Source organism: Mesorhizobium sp. M7D.F.Ca.US.004.03.1.1 (assembly GCF_003998635.1).
GTDB lineage: Bacteria > Pseudomonadota > Alphaproteobacteria > Rhizobiales > Rhizobiaceae > Mesorhizobium > Mesorhizobium loti.
In genome coordinates, this window is record NZ_RZQG01000939.1 from 1 (window position 1) to 2218 (window position 2218).

Below are 2218 nucleotides of genomic sequence, written 5' to 3' on the forward strand. Positions count from 1 at the left end.
TTCCTGGAGATGCCAGCGGATGATCACCTGGGCGACAGACTTGCCATGCTTTTTGGCAATGCTTGCCAAGATCGGATCGTTCAGCAGCCGGCCGCTGCCCAGCGGGCTCCAGCTTTCGATACTTATGTCGTGCTTGGCGTGAAACTCCCTGAGGTCGCGCTGCTGGAAACGAGGATGCAGCTCGATCTGGTTGACGACGGGCGTCACGCCGGTCTCTGCGATGATCCGCTCCAGATGGTCCTGGTTGAAATTTGAAACGCCGATCGACTTGATGCGGCCGGCCTGCCTGAGCTCGACCAGCGTCTTCCAGGCCTCGGCATATTTGTCCTGGCTGGGCACCGGCCAGTGGATCAGGAACAGGTCGAGCTGCTCGATGCCGAGCTTGCCCATCGTCTCGTCGAAAGCGCGCAACGCCGCATCGCGCTGGTGCGCGCCGTTGCGCAGTTTCGAGGTGATGAACAGCTCGCCGCGCGGCACGCCGGCGCCGCGGATCGCCTCTCCGACCCCTCCTCGTTCTGGTAGCCTTCGGCGGTGTCTATCAGGCGATAGCCGGCCTCGATGCCCCAACCCACCACTTCAGCGGTGATATCCTGGTCGACCTGCCACACGCCAAGGCCGAGCTGGGGAATGGCGGAGCCGTCGTTCAACGCAATCTGTGCAGGCATGGTGGACTGTTCAGGCATGTCGGGGTCCTTTGCAAAGCTGATCCAGGCGGTCCGCCCGGTGCACAGCCTATCTAGGTTCGACAGGAGGCGACGGCCAGCCGACAGCGACAAATTGTCGAAGTTCGCCTGCAAGTGTGACCTCGGCGTCAGCCTCACCGCGGCCGGCGCACCGCCCGCACCACCCCGGCGGATGTGCTGCCGCAGTAGAGGCGGTCGCCGCCATCGGATTCAAGCCCCGACACGCCCATGCCGGCCGGCATGTCGAGCTTCTCCAGAACCTTGCCCGATTGCGGGTCGACGCGGCGCAAATCGCTCTGGTCGCCTTCCCAGGTGGCGTGCCACAGCTCGCCATCGACCCATGTCACGCCGGTGACGAAGCGGTTGGATTCGATGGTGCGCAGGATCGCCCCGGTCTCCGGGTCGATCTGGTGGATCTTGCGCTCGCGGTATTGCCCGACCCAGAGCGTCCCTTCGGCCCAGGTCAGCCCGGAATCACCGCCACCACCGGGCGCCGGAATGGTCGCCAGCACCTGGCCGGTATCAGGGTCGATCTTCTGTATCAGGTCGTTGGCAAGCTGGAAGAAATGCTGGCCGTCCCAGGCGGTGCCGGCATGTGCCGCGACATCGATCGAGCGCAGCGCCTGCCCGTTTTCCGGATTGAAGGCGTTCAGCTTCTCACCCGAGGCAAACCAGACGTTGTTGCCGTCAAAGCTCACCCCATGCACCCTCTCAACATCGGCAAAGGGTCCGTATTCGCGCAGGATTTCGGCTGCTGACTGTTTCATGTCTCTGTCCTCACTGAGATGGTCCAATGTCCCTTACTAACCGCTCGGCAGCGGCGCCGGGAGTAACAAGGTGGTCGTGAATCCCGCCACCGGCGGCGTCATCCAGCGGCGCGCCCGGCCGTGACCGAAAAACTGCACCTTGCCGGCCTCGCCAAGCTGCTCCAGCGCCCGCTGCACGCTGCGCTGGCCAGTGCCAAGCGCCAGCGCCAGCGCCGAACTCGCCCAGGATTCACCATCGGCAAGGAAAGCCAGCACCGCCGCGTGCCGCTCCTCGATAGGCCGCGCCAGCACCACCACCTCGCGCGCCTCGCGCGGTGCCAGCGCGAAGCCCTGGCTGGTCGCGCCGATGTCGGCCAGGCCTCGCAATTCGGCGCGCAGCCGGCCGATCTCGACCCGCAGCCGCGCCCGATGCGATTCATCGGCGTGCCTGCCGCCGAAGGCTTCAGCGATCAGCCTCGCCCTCGACACGTCGCCCGGCCATGCTTCGGCGAGCGCGCGTGCCAGCGCAAACAGCACCGGGCGCGTTGCCAGCGAGACCACGATTTCCTGCCTGCGCACGACATAGCGGAAGCTATCGACCAGCAGCGCCGGCGACGCCTGCAACGCCTCGACGTCCTCGAGCAGCACGGGGCGCTGCCCGCCACCCGCGATCAGCCGCGCGGCCGGCGTGTCCAGCGCCAGGAATGCGCTGTCGACCTCCGCGATCAGGCCCGGAATGCCGGCCCGGCGGGCGGCGTGGCGGGCCCAATCCAACGCCCCGCGCGCCGG

At 66.5% G+C, this 2218-nt stretch carries 2 protein-coding genes and 1 pseudogene; all 3 read right to left on the bottom strand.

The annotated features are described in order from the left end of the window. Positions 1 to 477, bottom strand: a 477-nt coding sequence (locus EN935_RS32195; RefSeq protein WP_245489108.1) for an aldo/keto reductase, incomplete at its 3' end; no start/stop codon positions are given. A 340-nt stretch (positions 478 to 817) separates the two neighbouring features. After that, positions 818 to 1450, bottom strand: a complete 633-nt coding sequence (locus tag EN935_RS32200) for a PQQ-binding-like beta-propeller repeat protein (RefSeq protein WP_127266027.1) — start codon at positions 1448 to 1450, stop codon at positions 818 to 820. Positions 1451 to 1486: 36 nt separating this feature from the next. Beyond that, positions 1487 to 2218: pseudogene (locus tag EN935_RS32205) on the bottom strand (helix-turn-helix domain-containing protein); the annotation flags it as partial.